Genomic DNA, 18,946 nt, shown 5'->3' with positions numbered 1-18,946 from the left:
GTGAGCGATACCAGCGCGGGGGACGTGGCGGCGACGGCGGCCGTCGCGGCGGCCGGCTGGCGGCGGGCGGGCATCGCCGGAGCGGCGATAGGCGTCATCGCCGCGGGCGCGGCGGCGGGTGTCGCGGTCGAGCGGCTGACGGTGGGCCGGGGCATGCGCAAGAAGGCCCGTCTCGCGCTGGACGCCTCCGGCCCGTACGGCTCCGTGCGCGGGACCCCGGGCCGTGCCGTCGCCGACGACGGGACCGGCTTGTACTACGAGGTCGACGAGGTCGAGGACGGCGGCACGGTCCGCTCCGGTGCCAAGCCGGGCAGCGGCACGAGCTCGTCGCGCCGGCGAAGGCTCTTCGGCCGCAAGGCGCCCGGACCCGTCACCGTCGTCTTCAGTCACGGCTACTGCCTCAGCCAGGACTCCTGGCACTTCCAGCGGGCGGCCCTGCGCGGCCTGGTCCGCACCGTCCACTGGGACCAGCGCAGCCACGGCCGCTCCGAGCGCGGCAGGGCGCAGGCCGAGGGCGTACCGGTCGGCATCGACCAGCTCGGCCGCGACCTGAAGGCGGTCATAGACGCGGCGGCCCCCGAGGGCCCGCTGGTGCTCGTCGGGCACTCGATGGGCGGCATGACGATGATGGCGCTCGCCGACCGGTACCCGGAGCTGATCCGTGACCGGGTCGCCGCGGTGGCGTTCATCGGCACGTCGAGCGGGAAGCTCGGCGAGGTGAACTTCGGGCTGCCCGTGGCGGGGGTGAACGCGGTGCGCCGGGTGCTGCCCGTCGTGCTGAACGCGCTCGGCTCCCAGGCGGAGCTGGTGGAGCGCGGCAGGCGGGCCACGGCCGACCTCTTCGCGGGCCTGATCAAGCGCTACTCGTTCGGATCGCGGGACGTGGACCCGGCGGTGTCCCGGTTCGCGGAGCGGCTCATCGAGTCCACCCCGATCGATGTGGTCGCCGAGTTCTACCCGGCGTTCACCGATCACGACAAGAGCGGGGCGCTGCTCGCCTTCCGCGACATCCCGGTGCTGATCCTGGCCGGCGACAAGGACCTGGTGACGCCCAGTACGCACAGCGAGGCCATCGCGGACCACCTCCCCGACTCCGAGCTGGTCATCGTGCCGGACGCCGGGCACCTGGTGATGCTGGAGCACCCGGAGACGGTCACCGACCGGCTCGCGGACCTGCTGGTACGGATCGGAGCCGTTCCGGCCGAGGTGCCCTGATCCTCTAACGTTGCCCGCATGGAAGCAGCGCACAACGGCCCGGCGGCCGACACCGCCGTACCGGACACCGTCACCCTGGACCTCGCCGTCGAGTCCCCCGAACAGATGCGGGACCTCGGCCGCCGCATCGCCGGTGTGCTGGCCCCCGGGGACCTGGTGATGCTCTCCGGCGAGCTCGGCGCGGGCAAGACCACCCTGACCCGCGGGCTCGGCGAGGGTCTCGGCGTGCGGGGCGCCGTCACCTCTCCCACCTTCGTGATCGCCCGGGTCCACCCGTCGCTGGGCACGGGCCCCGCACTGGTCCACGTCGACGCGTACCGCCTGGGCGGCGGGCTCGACGAGATGGAGGACCTGGATCTCGACGTGTCGCTGCCGGAGTCGGTGGTCGTCGTGGAGTGGGGCGACGGAAAGGTCGAGGAGCTGTCGGAGGACCGGCTGCGCGTGGTGATCGACCGCGCGGTCGGCGACACGGACGACGAACGCCGCACGGTGACCCTGATGGGGATCGGGGCGCGCTGGGCAGGGCTGCGGGAGGACCTGGCGACGGCCTGACGCGGGCCGCTTTCCGACAGGCCGTCGGTAAAATGTTGCGCCGGGGGCTACGGCCGTGGTCACATGGACGGGAGATCTGGTTAGGTCTGCCTAACCACGTCTCTCACCGAAGCCCGAGGAGGCATACATGCCGACACCCGAGCGCGAAGTGCAGCCGCAGCCGCCGCAGGCGGACACGCCGGTGTCCGCGGTGTCGATGAAGGATCTGCTGGCCTCCTGCGCCGCGGCGACAGCTGTCTCGACGCCGCCCCGCGAGGACGCCGAGGACGTCGAGGAGGAACAGGGGCGCGACGCGGCCTAGAGGGCTTCTGCCACCGGGCCGGGGGCCGCTACGGGACGACGACGACCTTGACGCCGACCGTCGCGAAGGTCCACAGCGCGTTGCCGTCGGCGCGCTTCATCCGCACGCCGCCGGTCTTCAGCGTGGGGTCGGGGCTCTCCAGGGAACCGTCCTGTGCGGCGCTGAAGCCCACGGACACGTCGTCGACGCTCGCGAAACGCACCACGTGTTCGATCAGTACGCCGTCCGAGCCCTTGATGGTGCCCGAGCGCGAGGTGACCCGGTAGACACCCGGCAGCGGGCTCACGGAGCTCGGCATGACGGCGAACGTCCGGAGCGACTTCTCCTTCGCGTCCACGATCCACACCCGCCGGTCCTTCAGCGCGTACACGACGCGCGGCCCGGTGTCGGAGTCCGCGGGGATCGCGAGCGGCTCCTTCGGAGGGGCGGGCTTCTCGCTCGGCTTCGCCGACGCGCTGCCGGAGGCCTCGGCCGAGGGGACGGCCACCGAGTCGGGCGCGTTCGCCGACGCCTGGTAGGCGAGGAAACAGACCGCGGCCACCGCCGCGGCGGTGAGCGCGGCCACGATTCCCGAGCTGCCCCTTGCCACCGTGAACTCCCTTTTCGCGCGCCTGCCGTCGTATGTCATACAAGCATTTACGTCGTACACGCGTGTACCCGGGCGACGGTACCAGCAGCGGAAGGGCGGACCGGGACGCCGTACGGGCTGCGATGACCGGGTCGGCGGAGCCGTAGGCTGTTTGTGTGCTCCTGCTCGCCGTGGATACCGCCACCCCCGCCGTCACCGTCGCCCTCCACGACGGTGCCTCCGTCGTCGCCGAAACCGGCCAGGTCGACGCCCGAAGGCACGGGGAACTCCTGCTGCCCGCCGTCGACCGGGTCCTCGCCGAGGCCGGGGTGGCACTCGACGCCGTGACCGGCGTGGTCGTCGGGACCGGCCCCGGCCCCTACACCGGGCTGCGCGTCGGTCTGGTGACCGCGGCGACCTTCGGCTCCGTCCTCTCCGTGCCCGTGCACGGGCTGTGCACGCTCGACGGCCTCGCGTACGCCGCACGGCAGGGGGGCCTCGAAGGCCCGTTCGCCGTCGCGACGGACGCGCGCCGCAAGGAGGTCTACTGGGCGCGGTACGAGGAGGGCCGCACGACCGGCGAACCCGGCGTCGACCGGCCCGCCGACATCGCCGAGCGGCTCGCCGGACTGCCCGTCGTCGGCGCGGGCGCCCTGCTCTACCCCGAGGCCTTCCCGGACGCCCGCGGTCCGGAACACGTCTCCGCGGGTGCGCTCGCCGCCCTCGCGGCCGAACGCCTCGCCGCCGGGGACGCACTGCTGCCGCCGCAGCCCCTCTACCTGCGCAGGCCCGACGCCCAGGTGCCGAAGAACTACAAGGTGGTCACCCCCAAGTGACGACCGCGACCGCAGTGCTCCGCGAGATGCGCTGGTGGGACATCGCCCCGGTGCTGGAGCTGGAACACGAGCTGTTCCCCGAGGACTCCTGGTCGGCCGGCATGTTCTGGTCCGAGCTGGCGCGCTCCCGCGGCCCGCAGGCCACCCACCGCTACGTCGTCGCCGAGGACCCCGCCGACGGACGGATCGTCGGTTACGCGGGCCTCGCCTCGGCCGGTGACCTCGCCGACGTCCAGACGATCGGCGTCAGCCGCGGCCAGTGGGGCAGCGGCCTCGGCTCCGAGCTCCTGAGCGACCTGCTCAGACACGCCACGGCCTTCGAGTGCGCCTCGGTGCTCCTGGAGGTGCGTGTCGACAACACACGCGCGCAGAAGCTCTACGAACGCTTCGGCTTCGAACCCATCGGCTTCCGCCGGGGCTACTACCAGCCGGGGAACATCGACGCACTCGTCATGCGCCTGACCGTACAAGGAACAGAGATCTGACTGATGGCTGACGAACCGCTCGTACTCGGCATCGAGACCTCCTGCGACGAGACCGGCGTCGGCATCGTGCGCGGCACGACGCTGCTCGCCGACGCCGTCGCCTCCAGCGTCGACACGCACGCCCGCTTCGGCGGCGTCGTCCCGGAGATCGCCTCCCGCGCCCACCTGGAGTCGATGGTCCCCACCATCGAGCGCGCCCTGAAGGAGGCCGGGATCAGCGCCCGGGACCTGGACGGCATCGCGGTCACGGCCGGCCCCGGGCTCGCCGGGGCGCTGCTCGTCGGCGTGTCGGCGGCCAAGGCGTACGCGTACGCGCTGAACAAGCCGCTGTACGGGGTGAACCACCTCGCCTCGCACATCTGCGTCGACCAGCTGGAGCACGGCCCGCTGCCCGAGCCGACGATGGCACTGCTGGTCAGCGGCGGACACTCCTCGCTGCTGCTGGCCCCGGACATCACCAGCGACGTACGCCCGCTGGGCGCCACCATCGACGACGCGGCGGGCGAGGCCTTCGACAAGATCGCCCGGGTGCTGCACCTCGGCTTCCCCGGCGGCCCGGTCATCGACCGGCTGGCCAGGGAAGGAGACCCGAAGGCGATCGCGTTCCCGCGCGGGCTGAGCGGCCCGCGCGATCCGGCGTACGACTTCTCCTTCTCCGGCCTCAAGACGTCCGTGGCGCGCTGGATCGAGGCGAAGCGGGCGGCCGGCGAGGACGTTCCCGTACGGGACGTCGCGGCGTCCTTCCAGGAGGCCGTCGTGGACGTGCTGACCCGCAAGGCCGTGCGGGCCTGCAAGGACGAGGGCGTCGGCCACCTGATGATCGGCGGCGGTGTAGCGGCCAACTCGCGGCTGCGCGCCCTGGCCGAGGAGCGGTGCGAGCGGGCCGGCATCCGGCTGCGCGTGCCCAGGCCCGGACTGTGCACGGACAACGGCGCGATGGTCGCCGCGCTCGGCGCCGAGATGGTCGCCCGCAACCGCCCGGCCTCGGACTGGGAGCTCTCCGCGGACTCCTCGCTGCCGGTCACCGAACCCCATGTACCCGGGGCGCACGGTCACGCCCATGACCACGACCACGTGCACGAGATCAGCAAGGACAACCTCTACTCATGACCGTCGCCCTGATGTGGGAGGCCCGCGCCACCGCGGGCCGGGGAGCCGAGCTGCTGGAATGGGCCCGGTCCCGGGCGGCCGAGCTCGCCCGGCGGCCGCTGCGCAGCGAGCTGCTGCGCGCCCCGCAGGACCGGGTGCTCGTCCTCACCTGGTGGGAGGCGGCCTACGACGACGAACTGCCGGAGCTGCCCGAGCCGCACGCAGGGCTGATCACCCGCCCGGTGCACCGCTGGCGCTTCGAGTCGCTGGGGCCGGCGGACGCCTGAGACCGCCTCCGCGGGCAGGACCCGGCGCACGCCGCCTTCGTACGGACCGTGGCCCGCTCCTGCCGCCGCGGGAGTGAACGCTGCCGCCGGCCCGCGCGCAGGGCGTGTACCGATGAGTTCGCGGTGCGGGACGGGTCTACCTTGCACAGCGTTCTGCCACGCACCGCGCGAAGGAGAGAGACCATGCAGAAGATCAAGCCCTGCCTGTGGTTCGACGACCAGGCCCAGGAGGCCGCGGAGTTCTACGTCTCCGTCTTCGGCGGGGACTCACGCGTCGTCGACGTCATGCACCACACCGAGGCGTCCCCGGGGGAGCCCGGCACCGTGCTGACGGTGGACTTCGTGCTCGCCGGACAGGAGTACGTCGCGCTCAACGGCGGGCCGCAGTTCACCTTCAGCGAGGCCGTCTCGCTGAGCGTGGACTGCGCGGACCAGGAGGAGGTCGACGCGCTGTGGGCGAAGCTCACCGAGGGCGGTGAGGAGAGCATGTGCGGATGGCTGAAGGACAAGTACGGTCTGTCCTGGCAGATCGTCCCGCGCGCCCTGCACGAGGTGCTCTCCGACCCCGACAGGGCCAGGGCGGACCGGGCGATGAAGGCGATGATGGGAATGCGGAAGCTGGACGTCCAGGCGCTGTGTGACGCCTGACGCCTGACGCCACCCCGCCCGCACGCCGTGCGCGGCCGGGCGAACGGGCGCACCCTGGAAGCAGGACTTCCGGGAGGTGACCGTCATGATGGAAACCACTGTCGGATGGCATGTCGAGCTGGAATTCGAGGAGGACACGCACCGCACCCGCGCGGCCGCTCTCGTGCGGCTCAGTGACGGGACCGAGGTACGGGCCCACGGATACGCCAGCCGCCATCCCTCCGACGCGGAGCAGCCGAGGGTCGGCGAGGAGATCGCGGGGGCCCGCGCGCTCAACGAACTGGCGATGAAGCTGCTCACCAAGGCGCACGACGAGATCGACGAGGCGTCCGGGCGCACGTCGTACCCGCTGACCTGAACACGTCCGGGCATGTCCGCGCCGGCCCTGCGCCGGGCGGCGGGGCTCAGGACGCAAGCCCCGGGCCGGGGCCGGCACGGCTGATCAGGGCGGCTTCACCGGCTGCCCGATCAGCATGGTCGGGGCCCCGGCCACCCGGGTGAGGAAGACGGTGGCCGCGTGCGGTCCCTGGAGCTTCATCCGCCGCCGCAGTTCCTCGGGTTCGACCGCGGAGCCGCGCTTCTTGACGGTCAGGACACCGACCTGCCGTTCGCGCAGCAGGGCCTTCAGCTTCTTCATGTTGAACGGGAGCCGGTCGGTGATCTCGTAAGCGGTCGTGTACTCGGACTCGTACAGCTCGTCGTTCGTGACGTACGCGATCGTCTCGTCGACCAGCCTGCCCCCGCACCGCTCCACGACGGCGGCGACCAGGTGGGCGCGGATGACGGCGCCGTCGGGTTCGTACAGATAGCGGCCGACGGGCCCCACGGGCGGGGCGGGCAGCGGCGCGTCGGTGGTCAGGGTCGCGCCGGACGGGAGCAGGGTGGCCCGGAAGCGCCCGGGGGTGAAGCCCTCGCCGAACCAGAGCACGGCCTCCTTCACATCGCCGCCGTCCGAGATCCACTCGGCCTCGGCCCGGGGGCCGATCGCCTCGTGCGGGACACCCGGGGCGATCTTCAGCGCCGCGCGGGGGGCCCTGAGCGCGGCCCCGGTCGCCCAGGAGAGCGGCGGTGAGTAGGACTCGGGGTCGAAGATCCGGCCGCGTCCGCCACGCCGGGCCGGGTCGACGAAGACCGCGTCGTACCCGGAGGTGTCGATCTCCGTGACGTCCGCGCACCGCACCTCGACCAGGTCCTGGAGGCCCAGCGCGACGGTGTTGGCGCGGGCCACCTCCGCGGTCAGCGGGTCGCGGTCCACGGCCAGTACGGAGATGCCGGCCCTGGCCAGCGCGATCGCGTCGCCGCCGATCCCGCAGCACAGGTCGGCCACACTCCGTACGCCGCCGAGTCCCGCGAACCGCTCGGCGCGACAGGTGGCGACCGAGGTCCGGGTCGCCTGCTCCACGCCGTTCGGGGTGAAGAACATCCGGTACGCGTCCGCCGCCCCGAACTTGGCCACCGCGCGCTGCCGCAGCCGCGCCTGGCCGAGCGCCGCCGACACCAGTCCGGCCGGGTGGGTGCGGCGCAGCCGGGTCGCCGTGGCCAGCTCCTGAGCCGGGTCGTGGTCGCGCAACTCCGCCAGCAGCGCGGCGCCCTCGGGGGTGCGCAGGGCGGCGAACGCGGCGAGCGGGTCGGAAGCGTCTGCGGGGGGTTGGTCGTTCACCGGTCCATTGTGAGCCAGCCGGGGGACGGGCCGGGCCCGCCGGAGGTGTCGGGGCGGGGGGCCGTCGACCGGCTGGCAGGATGCGGCGCCATGCAGCCAGTACGACAAAACGAAAAATGCGCCATGAAACGGCACAGACCGGTCCGCGCGGTTCTGGCGGCCCTGCTGGTCGCCGCCGTCGCCTCCGCATGCGCCGAAGGAGCCGGCGGCGACGGGGCCGGCCGGGGGCGGCAGGCCGATCCGGGCGCGGGACGGCCCGGGGCGGACGCCGCCGAGGCGGCCCCGGCGCCGGAGGCCTACGCCGAGCGGCTGAAGCGGCAGCGGGCCGCGCGCGCGGCAGCCGCGAGGAAGTGGGGGCTGGCCGAGGTCCCGCTGCTCCCCCCGGCGCCGCCCGCCGAGAAGCCGCGCATCACCACCCGTGAGGGTTTCGAGGTCGAGGGCGGGGACGCGCTGCCCCCGGTCTTCACCACCGTCCCGACCAAGGAGCGGATCGTCTTCCTGACGATGGACGACGGTGCGGAGAAGGACCCTGAACTGCTGAAGATGATGACGGAGCTGGACATCCCGTACAGCGCCTTCCTCAGCGACTACGTCGTCAGCGACGACTACGGCTACTTCAAGGACATGCAGGCGCGCGGCGTCACCCTCAGCAACCACACCCTCAACCACCGCTATCTGCCGGGGCTCTCGAAGGCCGACCAGCGGCGGGAGATCTGCGGCGAACAGGACAAGATCGAGAAGTACTTCGGGAAGCGGCCCACCCTCTTCAGGCCGCCGTTCGGCAACTACAACGGCGACACCCTGCGCATCGCCAAGTCCTGCGGCATCAAGGCCGTGCCCCTCTGGGCGGCCGAGGCGTTCCCCGACCACATGGAGTGGCGCGAGTGGGACCGTGACCTGCACCCCGGCGACATCATCCTCACCCACTTCCGCGGGCCGGAGGCGTGGAAGGGGTCCATGACCGACATGGTCCGCCACGTCATGAAGACGATCACGGGCAAGGGGTACGCCGTGGCCAGGCTGGAGGACTACGTCTGAGGGGCCGTTCTCCGCCCGGAACACGCCCGCCCCCTTCCGCGTCGTCGGGGCGCACGCCGGTCCGAGCGCGCCACGCGAGGGTGGTGAATTGGCACTCCGCTTGACCGAGTGCTAATCGCGGTCATAGTCTCAGGTCTGGCACTCCCCACTGGAGAGTGCCAGCACCACTGTGCGACAGGGCAGGTCCGGCACCCGCGACGACGGATCGACCTGGTCGCCACCCACAGACTGTTAAACCCCGTGAGATCTCCGAAGGGGGAGACCGGATCGTGTCGACCACCAGCTCCAAGGTTGCGATCAAGCCGCTCGAGGACCGCATTGTGGTCCAGCCGCTCGACGCCGAGCAGACCACGGCTTCCGGCCTGGTCATTCCGGACACCGCCAAGGAGAAGCCCCAGGAGGGCGTCGTCCTGGCCGTGGGCCCGGGCCGCTTCGAGAACGGCGAGCGCCTTCCGCTCGACGTCAAGACCGGCGATGTCGTTCTGTACAGCAAGTACGGCGGCACCGAGGTGAAGTACAACGGCGAGGAGTACCTCGTCCTCTCGGCGCGCGACGTTCTCGCGATCATCGAGAAGTAATTCACCCACGTTTGCTTCTGTTCTGCGCCCCTGGCCCCCTGCGAAATAACTAGCCGGGTGGCGAGGGGCGCAGTTCGTTTGAGAGGACAGCTCAGCCCATGGCGAAGATTCTGAAGTTCGACGAGGACGCCCGTCGCGCCCTTGAGCGCGGCGTCAACAAGCTTGCCGACACGGTGAAGGTGACGATCGGTCCGAAGGGCCGCAACGTCGTCATCGACAAGAAGTTCGGCGCTCCCACCATCACCAACGACGGTGTCACCATCGCGCGCGAGGTCGAGCTCGACGACCCGTACGAGAACCTCGGTGCGCAGCTGGTGAAGGAGGTGGCGACCAAGACCAACGACGTAGCGGGTGACGGCACCACCACCGCCACCGTGCTGGCCCAGGCGCTCGTCCGCGAAGGTCTGCGCAACGTTGCCGCGGGCGCGTCCCCGGCCGCCCTGAAGAAGGGCATCGACGCCGCCGTGAAGGCCGTGTCCGAGGAACTCCTCGCGACCGCCCGCCCGATCGACGACAAGTCCGACATCGCCGCAGTGGCCGCGCTCTCCGCGCAGGACAGCCAGGTCGGCGAGCTCATCGCGGACGCGATGGACAAGGTCGGCAAGGACGGTGTCATCACCGTCGAGGAGTCCAACACCTTCGGCCTGGACCTCGAGTTCACCGAGGGCATGGCCTTCGACAAGGGCTACCTCTCCCCGTACATGGTGACCGACCAGGAGCGTATGGAGGCCGTCCTCGACGACCCGTACATCCTGATCCACCAGGGCAAGATCGGCTCCATCCAGGAGCTGCTCCCGCTGCTGGAGAAGGTCATCCAGGCGGGTGGCTCCAAGCCGCTGCTCATCATCGCCGAGGACGTCGAGGGCGAGGCGCTCTCCACCCTCGTCGTCAACAAGATCCGTGGCACCTTCAACGCCGTCGCGGTGAAGGCCCCGGGCTTCGGTGACCGCCGCAAGGCCATGCTCGGCGACATCGCCACCCTCACCGGTGCGACCGTCATCGCCGAGGAGGTCGGCCTCAAGCTCGACCAGGCCGGTCTGGACGTGCTGGGCACCGCCCGCCGCGTCACCGTCTCGAAGGACGACACGACCATCGTCGACGGCGGCGGCGACTCCGCCGACGTCAAGGGCCGCGTCAACCAGATCAAGGCCGAGATCGAGTCCACGGACTCCGACTGGGACCGCGAGAAGCTCCAGGAGCGCCTCGCGAAGCTGGCCGGCGGCGTGTGCGTGATCCGTGTCGGCGCCGCCACCGAGGTGGAGCTCAAGGAGAAGAAGCACCGTCTGGAGGACGCCATCTCCGCGACCCGCGCCGCGGTCGAGGAGGGCATCGTCTCCGGTGGTGGCTCCGCTCTGGTCCACGCCGTCAAGGTCCTCGAGGGCAACCTCGGCAAGACCGGCGACGAGGCCACGGGTGTCGCGGTCGTGCGCCGCGCCGCCGTCGAGCCGCTGCGCTGGATCGCGGAGAACGCGGGCCTCGAGGGCTACGTCATCACCTCGAAGGTCGCCGACCTCGACAAGGGGCAGGGCTTCAACGCCGCCACCGGCGAGTACGGCGACCTGGTGAAGGCCGGCGTCATCGACCCGGTCAAGGTCACCCGCTCCGCCCTGGAGAACGCCGCGTCCATCGCGTCGCTGCTGCTCACGACCGAGACCCTGGTCGTCGAGAAGCCGGCCGAGGAAGAGGCCGACGCCGGTCACGGCCACGGCCACTCCCACTAGTACGTCCGTACGCAGCCGAGGCCCGGTACCCCCGTCGCGGGGGCACCGGGCCTCGGCCGTCGCGCGGGGTACCCGCCCCGGGGCGGGTTTGCTACCGCGGGCCGTACGTGCGGCCCGCGCGGGAGGTCACTCCGCCGAGCAGACCCCGGGGTGCCACCTTCACCAGGCCCATCAGCGCCTTGTACCGGGGGTCCGGCACCGACACCGTCCTGCCCCGGGCCAGATCCGCCAGGGCCGCCGTGACCAGCTTGTCCGCGTCGAGCCACATCCAGTCCGGGATGTTGCCCGTCCCCATTCCGGCCCGCTCGTGGAACTCGGTCCGCACGAAGCCGGGGCAGAGGGCCATCAGACGCACCCCCGACCCCGCCAGGTCCTTCGCCGCGCCCTGGGTGAACTGGACGACCCACGCCTTCGACGCCCCGTACGTCCCCCGCGGCAGGAAGGCCGCGACCGAAGCCACATTGATCACTCCACCGCGCCCGCGCTCCCGCATGGCGATCGCTCCGGCCGAGGTCAGCCGCAGCACCGCCTCGCAGTGCACCTTCAGCATGGTCAGCTCATCGGCCATGGGGACGTCCGGATAACGCCCCTTGTTGCCGAAACCGGCGTTGTTCACCAGCAGGTCGACCGGGCTCACGCGGTCCGCCAACCGTGATTCGACCGCCTCGATCCCGGCGTCCGTCGACAGGTCGGCCGTCAGTACCTCGGCCTCGATGCCGTGCCGGTCGTGCAGCTCCGTGGCCTGGACCCGCAGCCGCTCCGTGTCACGGGCCACCAGCACCAGGTTGTGCCCGTCACCCGCGAGCCGCCCGGCGAAGGCGGCCCCGATCCCCGCCGTCGCGCCCGTAATCAGTGCAGTCGTCATACGCGGCACGTTAGTGCCCCGCGACCGCGGGCCGCCCACCCGCCCGGAGGATGGTCACGACCCGTGGGCCGCCACGTACTCCCGCGCCGTGCGCAGCGCCTCGGGGTGCAGCGCGTCCCCGGCGGCCAGGAGGAGCGGCAACAGGCCCCGCTCGGTCGTGACGGCCCGGAACTGGATGGCCGCGGTGACCTCGTGGTCGGGACGGTGGACTATCTCGACTCGGTCCCCGGCACGGATCGTGCCCGGCTCGACGACCCGCAGATACGCGCCGGTCGCCGCCTCGCGCGTGAACCGCCTCACCCAGCCCCGCTCGTCCAGGTGACCCGCGAACGTACGGCACGGAATGCGGCCGGCCGTCACCTCCAGGACCAGCTCGTCGCCGATCCGCCAGCGCTCGCCGATCCGCGCGTGACTCACGGAGAGGCCGAGCGTCGTGAGGTTCTCGCCGAACGAGCCGTTGGGCAGGGGCCGGCCGAGCTCCCTCTCCCAGGCGTCGAGCTCCTCGCGCGCGAAGGCGTACACCGCCTGGTCCGTGCCGCCGTGATGGCGCAGGTCGCACACCGAGTCCCCGGCCAGCCCGCTGCCGCCGCTGCCCTTGGGGCCGGGGTCGCTGACCCGCACGGGACCGTCGGCCGGACGCTTGTCGATCCCGGTGAGCCCGTCGGAGTGCGCGGTGGCCCCGGGGCGGCCCAGATTCACGGTCAGCAGCTTCATGCCGCACACGCTAGCCATTCCGGACCCAAAGATGCTCGTGAATAATCGCGCGACCCTGCAAGTAGCGCTTATGGTTGAAGGATGATCGAAGCCCGCCATCTCCGCGTCCTGCGTGCCGTGTCCACCACCGGCTCGTTCTCCGCCGCCGCGCGGGAGCTGGGCTGCACCCAGCCCGCGGTCAGCCAGCAGATGAAGGCACTGGAATCCTCCGCGGGCACTCCGCTGCTGATCCGTACGGGGCGTGAGATGCGGCTCACCGAGGCCGGCGAGGCCCTGGTGCGCCATGCCTCCGGCATCCTCGCGGGCCTGACCGCGGCCGAGGAGGAGGTCGCGGCGATCGCCGGGCTGCGTGCCGGGCGGGTCCGTCTCGTGTCGTTCCCCAGCGGAAGCTCCACGCTGGTTCCCGGCGCCCTCGCCGCGCTGCGCGCCGCCCACCCCGGCACCCAGGTCTCGCTCGTCGAGGCGGAACCGCCCCGCTCGGTGGAGATGCTGCGCGACGGGGACTGCGACATCGCGCTGGCGTTCCGGTACGGGACGACCGGCGGCGAGTGGGACGACCTCGTGGTGCGCCCGCTGCTCACGGACCGGCTGATCGGACTGGTTCCCGAGGGCCACCGGCTGGCGGGGGCGGCGGCCGTCGGCATCGGCGAGCTGGCCGACGAGCCGTGGATCGCGGGCTGCCCGCGCTGCAGGCGTCAGCTGGTGGAGGTCTGCGAGGCCTCCGGGTTCACCCCCCGGATCGACTTCGCCACGGACGACTACCCGGCAGTGATCGGCCTGGTCGGGGCCGGTCTCGGCGTGGCCGTGCTGCCGGCGCTGGCCATCGAGTCGGTACGTCCCAAGGGAGCGCGCACCGTCACGGTGGAGCCGGCCGTGGAGCGGGAGATCGTCGCGCTGACCCTGCCGGACCTGGCCCGGGTCCCGGCGGTGGCCGCCACCCTGGACCAGCTGTCGCGGGTCGCCGCGCGCTGACCGCGCGCATACCGCCGCACCCGGTGCGCGCGTCCGACGGCGGGCGCGCCAGGTTCGAAAAAACGTTTCTGCTGTCGATGGGCCGTACGGAGTGTCAGGTGTGGCCGGGCTCTTGGGTGGCGCCGGAGTGGGCCGAGATCAGGCGGTTGCGGGCGCGGCCCATGAGCTCCTCGCGCTCGTCCTCGGTCAGGCCGCCCCACACGCCGTACGGCTCCCGTACCGCGAGCGCGTGCGCCGCGCACTCGGCGCGTACCGGGCAGCGCATGCAGACCTCCTTCGCCGAGGTCTCACGGGCGCTCCGGGCCGCCCCGCGCTCTCCTTCGGGGTGGAAGAACAGCGAGCTGTCGACCCCGCGACAGGCGGCCAGCAGCTGCCAGTCCCACAGATCTGCGTTGGGTCCGGGAAGGCGGGAGAAATCTGCCATTGCGTGTCCCCTCGAAACCTTGCTGAGTCGGAAGCGGCATCCTCGACCGTCGTTGACCGTCGGAGTGATCGGCGTGGCCGGAGTTCCGACCGTACATCTACGGTGTTAGTAGATGTAAATATGACTGATTGCGAATCTAGCCGCAGACGCCAGCAAAAGGGAAGAAAATCCGCTAAATGGGGCATGCTTATGGGTGATGCATCGGTTGACGAGTGAATGACCTCGCGCCGCTCCCCTCCGTGTGCGGTCTCTCACTTAGAGTGCCGAACCGGAAGCTTCGACCCGTAACTCTTTCGAGTGACCGTCGTTGAGAAGGGCGAGGCGGTTGACGGAGAACGAGCTCGGGCAGGTGTCCGAGGGGGTCGACCGCACAGGTGACGACTTGTACAGCCTGGAGGCTCAAGGTGACGCGCATCAGCTGCGGAGGACGGTCATGACATCCGTCCTCGTCTGCGACGACTCCCCGCTTGCCCGAGAAGCGCTCCGTCGCGCGGTTGCGACCGTGCCCGGCGTCGAGCGGGTGACGACGGCGGCCAACGGCGAGGAAGTCCTCCGCCGCTGGGGGGCCGACCGTTCGGATTTGATTCTGATGGACGTACGCATGCCCGGTCTGGGGGGTGTGGAGACGGTCCGGCGGCTGCTCTCGGCGGATCCCGGGGCCAGGATCATCATGCTGACCGTCGCCGAGGACCTGGACGGCGTCGCGCTCGCGGTCGCCGCCGGTGCCCGCGGCTATCTGCACAAGGACGCCTCGCGCGCAGAGCTGCGGGCCACCGTCACCCAGGCGCTGGCCGATCCGACCTGGCGGCTCGCCCCGCGCCGGCTGCGGTCCGCCGAGATGGGGGCGGCGCCGACGCTCACCGCGCGGGAGATCCAGGTCCTCGAAGGCATGAGCCACGGCCGCTCCAACGCGGAGATCGGACGCGAGCTGTTCCTCTCCGAGGACACGGTGAAGACGCACGCCCGGCGTCTGTTCAAGAAGCTGGGAGCCTCGGACCGGGCGCACGCGGTCGCGCTCGGCTTCCGCTGGGGCCTGGTCCGCTGACGCCGCGGCGCGGCCGGTAGTCGTTCGATCCCGTCCGCACGACGGCGGACGGGGCGACGGTGGCGGCGGACCTGCGGCAGGGCCCGCTGCCGGCGTCGGGTGACGCTTCCCGGCCGATGCCGCATCCTTGAGGTGTGGAGTTCCTCGGGAACGATTCGGTCCAGCGGAAGGGGAGGGCGCAGGGGATGACATCCGGCGCACCCGCTCATAACGCTTCGGTGCACAACTCGGGACGCGATGCCGCGGATCAGACGGCGTCAGGGCACCATGGTCCGATGCGCGACGACGAGACGACGGTGATCGGTGCTCTGGTGCACCGCGCCGTCGACGGCGACGCACAGGCCACCCACGATCTGCTGGCCCATGTCCACCCGCTCGCCCTGCGCTACTGCAGGTCCCGGCTGAGCCGGCTGCCGGGTGACGCCCGTCACTTCGTCGAGGACCTCGCGCAGGAGGTCTGTGTCGCGGTGCTGATGGCGCTGCCGCGGTACAAGGACACCGGCAGGCCCTTCGAAGCCTTCGTCTTCGCCATCGCGGGCCACAAGGTCGCCGACCTCCAGCGTGCCGCGATGCGGCACCCCGGTTCGACGGCCGTGCCCTCCGACGAGATGCCGGAGCGGCCCGACGACTCGCTCGGCCCGGAGGAACGCGCCCTGCTCAGCAGCGATGCGGCCTGGGCCAAGAAGCTTCTCGCCAATCTCCCGGAGAACCAGCGCGAGCTGCTGGTCCTCCGGGTCGCGGTCGGTCTGACCGCGGAGGAGACCGGACAGATGCTGGGAATGTCCCCGGGCGCGGTCCGGGTCGCCCAGCACCGCGCGCTGAGCAGACTGCGGGCCCTCGCGGGCCAGTAGGGGCGGCTCGGACCGGCCCCGGCTGTTCCGTAGGAAGCCACGAAACCGCCAAGTGATCTTGCTCGTGGAATGAGACACCCCGCGAGCCCGTTAGCATGGACATCCGCACCGATCAAGGCCATTTGGGGAAGGTGTCATGACTGCAAACGTCGACGGAGTGCCCGAGAAATTCGCGACGCTCGGGCTGACATACGACGACGTGCTGCTGCTGCCCGGCGCGTCCGACATGGCGCCCGATCAGATCGATACCTCCTCGCACGTCTCGAAGAACGTCCGGGTGAACATCCCGCTGCTCTCGGCGGCGATGGACAAGGTCACCGAGGCGCGCATGGCCATCGCCATGGCGCGTCAGGGCGGCGTGGGTGTCCTGCACCGCAATCTCTCCATCGCCGACCAGGCCAACCAGGTCGACCTGGTCAAGCGCTCCGAGTCCGGCATGGTCACCGACCCGATCACGGTGCACCCGGACGCGACGCTGCACGAGGCCAACGCCCTGTGCGCCAAGTTCCGCATCAGCGGTGTCCCGGTCACCGACGCGGCGGGCAAGCTCCTCGGTATCGTCACCAACCGCGACATGGCCTTCGAGCCGGACCGTGCGCGCCAGGTGCGCGAGGTCATGACGCCGATGCCGCTGGTCACGGGCAAGGTCGGCATCTCCGGTGTGGACGCCATGGAGCTGCTGCGCCGCCACAAGATCGAGAAGCTTCCGCTGGTCGACGACGCCGGGGTCCTCAAGGGCCTCATCACCGTCAAGGACTTCGTCAAGGCGGAGAAGTACCCGAACGCCGCCAAGGACAAGGAAGGCCGGCTGCTCGTCGGCGCCGCGGTCGGCGTCGCGGGCGACGCCTTCGAGCGGGCGCAGGCGCTCGTCGAGGCCGGTGTCGACTTCATCGTCGTGGACACCGCGCACGGCCACTCCCGCCTCGTCGGCGACATGGTCGCCAAGATCAAGTCGAACGCCTCCGGAGTCGACGTCATCGGAGGCAACATCGCCACCCGTGACGGTGCCCAGGCGCTCATCGACGCGGGTGTCGACGGCATCAAGGTCGGCGTCGGACCCGGCTCCATCTGCACCACGCGCGTGGTCGCCGGCATCGGCGTCCCGCAGGTCACCGCGATCTACGAGGCCTCGCTCGCCGCCAAGGCGGCCGGGGTCCCGGTCATCGGCGACGGTGGTCTCCAGTACTCCGGTGACATCGCCAAGGCCCTGGTGGCCGGCGCGGACACCGTGATGCTCGGTTCGCTCCTCGCGGGCTGCGAGGAGTCCCCGGGCGAGCTGATGTTCATCAACGGCAAGCAGTTCAAGTCGTACCGCGGCATGGGTTCGCTCGCCGCGATGCAGACCCGCGGCGAGCAGCGTTCGTACTCCAAGGACCGCTACTTCCAGGAGGGCGTCGCCTCCGACGAGAAGCTGGTCCCCGAGGGCATCGAGGGCCAGGTCCCGTACCGCGGCCCGCTGTCCGCGGTGGTGCACCAGCTCACCGGCGGTCTCCGCCAGTCGATGTTCTACGTCGGCGGCCGGACCGTCCCGGAGCTCCAGGCCAACGGCCGCTTCGTGCGGATCACCTCGGCGGGTCTCAAGGAGAGCCACCCGCACGACATCCAGATGACGGTCGAAGCACCGAACTACAGCAGGAAGTAACGCATCAGCGCAGGTGAGGGGCGGACCGGGGTTCCCGGGACCGCCCCTCATGTGTGTGTCGGGGATACTGGTCAGCGCAGACGTAGAGGAAAGGCCACATCATCGTGACTGAGATCGAGATCGGGCGCGGCAAGCGCGGTCGGCGGGCATACGCGTTCGACGACATCGCTGTCGTGCCGAGCCGCCGTACCCGTGACCCGAAGGAGGTCTCGATCGCCTGGCAGATCGACGCCTACCGCTTCGAGCTGCCCTTCCTGGCCGCTCCCATGGACTCGGTGGTCTCTCCGCAGACCGCCATCCGCATCGGTGAGCTGGGCGGACTGGGTGTCCTCAACCTCGAGGGGCTGTGGACCCGGCACGCCGACCCGCAGCCGCTCCTCGACGAGATCGCCGAGATGCCCGTCGAGACCGCCACCGCGCGGCTCCAGGAGATCTACTCCGCCCCCATCCAGGAGGAGCTGATCGGGCAGCGCATCAAGGAGGTGCGCGACTCCGGTGTCGTCACCGCCGCCGCGCTCTCGCCGCAGCGCACCGCCCAGTTCTCCAAGGCCGTCGTCGACGCGGGCGTGGACATCTTCGTCATCCGCGGCACGACCGTCTCCGCCGAGCACGTCTCCGGCGCCGCCGAGCCGCTCAACCTGAAGCAGTTCATCTACGAGCTGGACGTCCCGGTGATCGTCGGCGGGTGCGCCACGTACACCGCGGCCCTGCACCTGATGCGCACCGGCGCGGCCGGTGTCCTCGTCGGTTTCGGCGGCGGTGCCGCGCACACCACGCGCAACGTCTTCGGCATCCAGGTCCCGATGGCGACCGCGGTCGCCGACGTGGCCGGTGCCCGCCGCGACTACATGGACGAGTCCGGCGGCCGGTACGTGCACGTGATCGCGGACGGCGGTGTCGGCTGGTCCGGTGACCTGCCCAAGGCGATCGCCTGCGGTGCGGACGCCGTGATGATGGGCTCCCCGCTGGCCCGTGCGACGGACGCGCCCGGCCGTGGCCGGCACTGGGGCATGGAGGCCGTCCACGAGGACGTGCCGCGCGGCAAGCTGGTCGACCTGGGCTCCGTGGGCACGACGGAGGAGGTCCTGACCGGCCCCTCGCACAGCCCCGACGGCTCGATGAACATCTTCGGCGCGCTGCGCCGGGCGATGGCCACCACGGGCTACAGCGACCTCAAGGAGTTCCAGCGCGTCGAGGTGACCGTCGCGGACTCGCAGCACCGCCGCTGACGAACCGTCGTCCCGCACGCGGGAGGGCCCGGACCACTGGAAACCCAAGGGGCTTGGGTTCAAGGGGTCGTTGCAACACCGCCTGGTTTTCAGGTGGTGAGTAGATCACGTAGACGCTCGGCTGGAGTACTCCAGCCGAGCGTCTTGCGTGGGCGGCCGTTGAGTTCCTGGGCGACGTGTTCGAGGTCTTCGGGACTGTGGACGCTCAGGTCGGTGCCTTTCGGGA

General features: G+C 71.1%; 22 protein-coding genes and 1 pseudogene. 17 read left to right on the top strand and 6 right to left on the bottom strand.

Annotation, left to right across the window (positions count from 1 at the left end; genetic code table 11):
- The 3 genes from AB0F38_RS10710 (at nt 1) to AB0F38_RS10700 (ending at nt 2,068) form a co-directional block, all read left to right on the top strand.
- Nucleotides 1-1,215, top strand: coding sequence for an alpha/beta hydrolase (locus AB0F38_RS10710; protein WP_361889929.1), 1,215 nt, complete (start codon nt 1-3; stop codon nt 1,213-1,215).
- Nucleotides 1,216-1,233: 18 nt separating this feature from the next.
- A complete protein-coding gene (gene tsaE, locus AB0F38_RS10705) occupies nt 1,234-1,767 on the top strand; it encodes a tRNA (adenosine(37)-N6)-threonylcarbamoyltransferase complex ATPase subunit type 1 TsaE (protein WP_361889927.1) in 534 nt (177 codons plus the stop codon).
- Between the two features lie 127 nt (nt 1,768-1,894).
- The gene (locus AB0F38_RS10700; protein WP_361889924.1) at nt 1,895-2,068 is read left to right on the top strand and encodes a hypothetical protein; all 174 of its coding nucleotides are present in this window, start codon (nt 1,895-1,897) and stop codon (nt 2,066-2,068) included.
- Nucleotides 2,069-2,096: 28 nt separating this feature from the next.
- On the opposite strand, the gene AB0F38_RS10695 is transcribed toward AB0F38_RS10700, so the two are convergent.
- Nucleotides 2,097-2,633, bottom strand: coding sequence for a hypothetical protein (locus tag AB0F38_RS10695; RefSeq protein ID WP_361890670.1), 537 nt, complete (start codon nt 2,631-2,633; stop codon nt 2,097-2,099).
- Nucleotides 2,634-2,812: 179 nt separating this feature from the next.
- Here AB0F38_RS10695 and tsaB point away from each other — a divergent pair, with 179 nt between their 5' ends.
- From tsaB to AB0F38_RS10665, 6 genes are all read left to right on the top strand, one after another.
- On the top strand, nt 2,813-3,472 hold the full coding sequence (gene tsaB, locus AB0F38_RS10690) for a tRNA (adenosine(37)-N6)-threonylcarbamoyltransferase complex dimerization subunit type 1 TsaB (protein WP_361889921.1): 660 nt from the start codon (nt 2,813-2,815) through the stop codon (nt 3,470-3,472).
- Entirely contained in the window at nt 3,469-3,957 is a 489-nt protein-coding gene (gene rimI / locus AB0F38_RS10685) for a ribosomal protein S18-alanine N-acetyltransferase (protein WP_361889918.1), read from the top strand. The genes tsaB and rimI overlap by 4 nt, the downstream gene beginning before the upstream one ends.
- Nucleotides 3,958-3,960: 3 nt before the next feature.
- Nucleotides 3,961-5,067 carry a tRNA (adenosine(37)-N6)-threonylcarbamoyltransferase complex transferase subunit TsaD gene (gene tsaD / locus AB0F38_RS10680; protein ID WP_361889916.1) on the top strand — a complete coding sequence of 369 codons (1,107 nt, stop codon included), beginning with the start codon at nt 3,961-3,963 and terminating at the stop codon, nt 5,065-5,067.
- Nucleotides 5,064-5,333 carry a hypothetical protein gene (locus tag AB0F38_RS10675; RefSeq protein WP_361889913.1) on the top strand — a complete coding sequence of 90 codons (270 nt, stop codon included), beginning with the start codon at nt 5,064-5,066 and terminating at the stop codon, nt 5,331-5,333. The genes tsaD and AB0F38_RS10675 overlap by 4 nt, the downstream gene beginning before the upstream one ends.
- A gap of 183 nt (nt 5,334-5,516) precedes the next feature.
- Nucleotides 5,517-5,981 (top strand): VOC family protein, encoded by a 465-nt coding sequence (locus AB0F38_RS10670; RefSeq protein WP_361889910.1) that lies wholly within the window; start codon nt 5,517-5,519, stop codon nt 5,979-5,981.
- Nucleotides 5,982-6,066: 85 nt separating this feature from the next.
- Nucleotides 6,067-6,339 (top strand): DUF1876 domain-containing protein, encoded by a 273-nt coding sequence (locus AB0F38_RS10665; protein WP_361889907.1) that lies wholly within the window; start codon nt 6,067-6,069, stop codon nt 6,337-6,339.
- 84 nt (nt 6,340-6,423) lie between these two features.
- On the opposite strand, the gene AB0F38_RS10660 is transcribed toward AB0F38_RS10665, so the two are convergent.
- Nucleotides 6,424-7,641, bottom strand: coding sequence for a methyltransferase domain-containing protein (locus tag AB0F38_RS10660; RefSeq protein WP_361889904.1), 1,218 nt, complete (start codon nt 7,639-7,641; stop codon nt 6,424-6,426).
- Nucleotides 7,642-7,764: 123 nt separating this feature from the next.
- On the opposite strand from AB0F38_RS10660, the gene AB0F38_RS10655 reads away from it, so the two are divergent.
- The 3 genes from AB0F38_RS10655 to groL all read left to right on the top strand — a co-directional run bounded on the left by AB0F38_RS10655 (nt 7,765) and on the right by groL (nt 10,978).
- Nucleotides 7,765-8,679 carry a polysaccharide deacetylase family protein gene (locus AB0F38_RS10655; RefSeq protein WP_361889901.1) on the top strand — a complete coding sequence of 305 codons (915 nt, stop codon included), beginning with the start codon at nt 7,765-7,767 and terminating at the stop codon, nt 8,677-8,679.
- A gap of 269 nt (nt 8,680-8,948) precedes the next feature.
- Nucleotides 8,949-9,257: a co-chaperone GroES gene (gene groES / locus AB0F38_RS10650; RefSeq protein ID WP_028439209.1), complete on the top strand. Its 309-nt coding sequence runs from the start codon at nt 8,949-8,951 to the stop codon at nt 9,255-9,257.
- A gap of 98 nt (nt 9,258-9,355) precedes the next feature.
- Entirely contained in the window at nt 9,356-10,978 is a 1,623-nt protein-coding gene (gene groL / locus AB0F38_RS10645; RefSeq protein WP_361889897.1) for a chaperonin GroEL, read from the top strand.
- Between the two features lie 91 nt (nt 10,979-11,069).
- Here groL and AB0F38_RS10640 read toward each other — a convergent pair whose 3' ends face one another.
- On the bottom strand, nt 11,070-11,843 hold the full coding sequence (locus AB0F38_RS10640; protein WP_361889894.1) for an SDR family oxidoreductase: 774 nt from the start codon (nt 11,841-11,843) through the stop codon (nt 11,070-11,072).
- A 54-nt stretch (nt 11,844-11,897) separates the two neighbouring features.
- On the bottom strand, nt 11,898-12,557 hold the full coding sequence (locus AB0F38_RS10635; protein ID WP_361889891.1) for an MOSC domain-containing protein: 660 nt from the start codon (nt 12,555-12,557) through the stop codon (nt 11,898-11,900).
- A gap of 81 nt (nt 12,558-12,638) precedes the next feature.
- Between AB0F38_RS10635 and AB0F38_RS10630 the strand changes: the two genes are divergently transcribed.
- Nucleotides 12,639-13,529, top strand: coding sequence for a LysR family transcriptional regulator (locus tag AB0F38_RS10630; RefSeq protein ID WP_361889889.1), 891 nt, complete (start codon nt 12,639-12,641; stop codon nt 13,527-13,529).
- A gap of 94 nt (nt 13,530-13,623) precedes the next feature.
- Here AB0F38_RS10630 and AB0F38_RS10625 read toward each other — a convergent pair whose 3' ends face one another.
- A complete protein-coding gene (locus AB0F38_RS10625; protein WP_361889886.1) occupies nt 13,624-13,953 on the bottom strand; it encodes a WhiB family transcriptional regulator in 330 nt (109 codons plus the stop codon).
- Between the two features lie 433 nt (nt 13,954-14,386).
- Here AB0F38_RS10625 and AB0F38_RS10620 point away from each other — a divergent pair, with 433 nt between their 5' ends.
- From AB0F38_RS10620 to AB0F38_RS10605, 4 genes are all read left to right on the top strand, one after another.
- Complete coding sequence (locus AB0F38_RS10620; RefSeq protein WP_003948568.1) at nt 14,387-14,998, top strand: response regulator transcription factor; 612 nt, start codon at nt 14,387-14,389, stop codon at nt 14,996-14,998.
- A 275-nt stretch (nt 14,999-15,273) separates the two neighbouring features.
- On the top strand, nt 15,274-15,849 hold the full coding sequence (locus AB0F38_RS10615) for a sigma-70 family RNA polymerase sigma factor (protein WP_361889883.1): 576 nt from the start codon (nt 15,274-15,276) through the stop codon (nt 15,847-15,849).
- 136 nt (nt 15,850-15,985) lie between these two features.
- Nucleotides 15,986-17,491 carry an IMP dehydrogenase gene (guaB, locus tag AB0F38_RS10610; protein ID WP_361889880.1) on the top strand — a complete coding sequence of 502 codons (1,506 nt, stop codon included), beginning with the start codon at nt 15,986-15,988 and terminating at the stop codon, nt 17,489-17,491.
- A gap of 104 nt (nt 17,492-17,595) precedes the next feature.
- The gene (locus tag AB0F38_RS10605) at nt 17,596-18,720 is read left to right on the top strand and encodes a GuaB3 family IMP dehydrogenase-related protein (protein WP_361889877.1); all 1,125 of its coding nucleotides are present in this window, start codon (nt 17,596-17,598) and stop codon (nt 18,718-18,720) included.
- A gap of 89 nt (nt 18,721-18,809) precedes the next feature.
- On the opposite strand, the pseudogene AB0F38_RS10600 reads toward AB0F38_RS10605, so the two are convergent.
- Nucleotides 18,810-18,946, bottom strand: a pseudogene (locus AB0F38_RS10600) (IS30 family transposase); the annotation flags it as partial.

Origin of the sequence: Streptomyces sp. NPDC025273, assembly GCF_040638585.1 — a bacterium.
GTDB classification, from domain to species: Bacteria; Actinomycetota; Actinomycetes; order Streptomycetales; family Streptomycetaceae; genus Streptomyces; species Streptomyces cinereorectus.
Note: the sequence above shows the minus strand (reverse complement) of the source record. Positions and strands in the feature narration are given on the sequence as shown.

What these genes read in the sequence shown, in the direction of transcription:
- tsaE (WP_361889927.1), top strand. Translation starts at nt 1,234, where the DNA reads ATGGAAGCAGCGCACAACGGCCCGGCGGCCGACACCGCCGTACCGGAC.
- AB0F38_RS10700 (WP_361889924.1), top strand. Translation starts at nt 1,895, where the DNA reads ATGCCGACACCCGAGCGCGAAGTGCAGCCGCAGCCGCCGCAGGCGGAC.
- tsaD (WP_361889916.1), top strand. Translation starts at nt 3,961, where the DNA reads ATGGCTGACGAACCGCTCGTACTCGGCATCGAGACCTCCTGCGACGAG.
- AB0F38_RS10675 (WP_361889913.1), top strand. Translation starts at nt 5,064, where the DNA reads ATGACCGTCGCCCTGATGTGGGAGGCCCGCGCCACCGCGGGCCGGGGA.
- AB0F38_RS10670 (WP_361889910.1), top strand. Translation starts at nt 5,517, where the DNA reads ATGCAGAAGATCAAGCCCTGCCTGTGGTTCGACGACCAGGCCCAGGAG.
- AB0F38_RS10665 (WP_361889907.1), top strand. Translation starts at nt 6,067, where the DNA reads ATGATGGAAACCACTGTCGGATGGCATGTCGAGCTGGAATTCGAGGAG.
- AB0F38_RS10655 (WP_361889901.1), top strand. Translation starts at nt 7,765, where the DNA reads ATGAAACGGCACAGACCGGTCCGCGCGGTTCTGGCGGCCCTGCTGGTC.
- groL (WP_361889897.1), top strand. Translation starts at nt 9,356, where the DNA reads ATGGCGAAGATTCTGAAGTTCGACGAGGACGCCCGTCGCGCCCTTGAG.
- AB0F38_RS10640 (WP_361889894.1), bottom strand. Translation starts at nt 11,843, where the DNA reads ATGACGACTGCACTGATTACGGGCGCGACGGCGGGGATCGGGGCCGCC.
- AB0F38_RS10635 (WP_361889891.1), bottom strand. Translation starts at nt 12,557, where the DNA reads ATGAAGCTGCTGACCGTGAATCTGGGCCGCCCCGGGGCCACCGCGCAC.
- AB0F38_RS10630 (WP_361889889.1), top strand. Translation starts at nt 12,639, where the DNA reads ATGATCGAAGCCCGCCATCTCCGCGTCCTGCGTGCCGTGTCCACCACC.
- AB0F38_RS10625 (WP_361889886.1), bottom strand. Translation starts at nt 13,953, where the DNA reads ATGGCAGATTTCTCCCGCCTTCCCGGACCCAACGCAGATCTGTGGGAC.
- AB0F38_RS10620 (WP_003948568.1), top strand. Translation starts at nt 14,387, where the DNA reads ATGACATCCGTCCTCGTCTGCGACGACTCCCCGCTTGCCCGAGAAGCG.
- AB0F38_RS10615 (WP_361889883.1), top strand. Translation starts at nt 15,274, where the DNA reads ATGCGCGACGACGAGACGACGGTGATCGGTGCTCTGGTGCACCGCGCC.
- guaB (WP_361889880.1), top strand. Translation starts at nt 15,986, where the DNA reads ATGACTGCAAACGTCGACGGAGTGCCCGAGAAATTCGCGACGCTCGGG.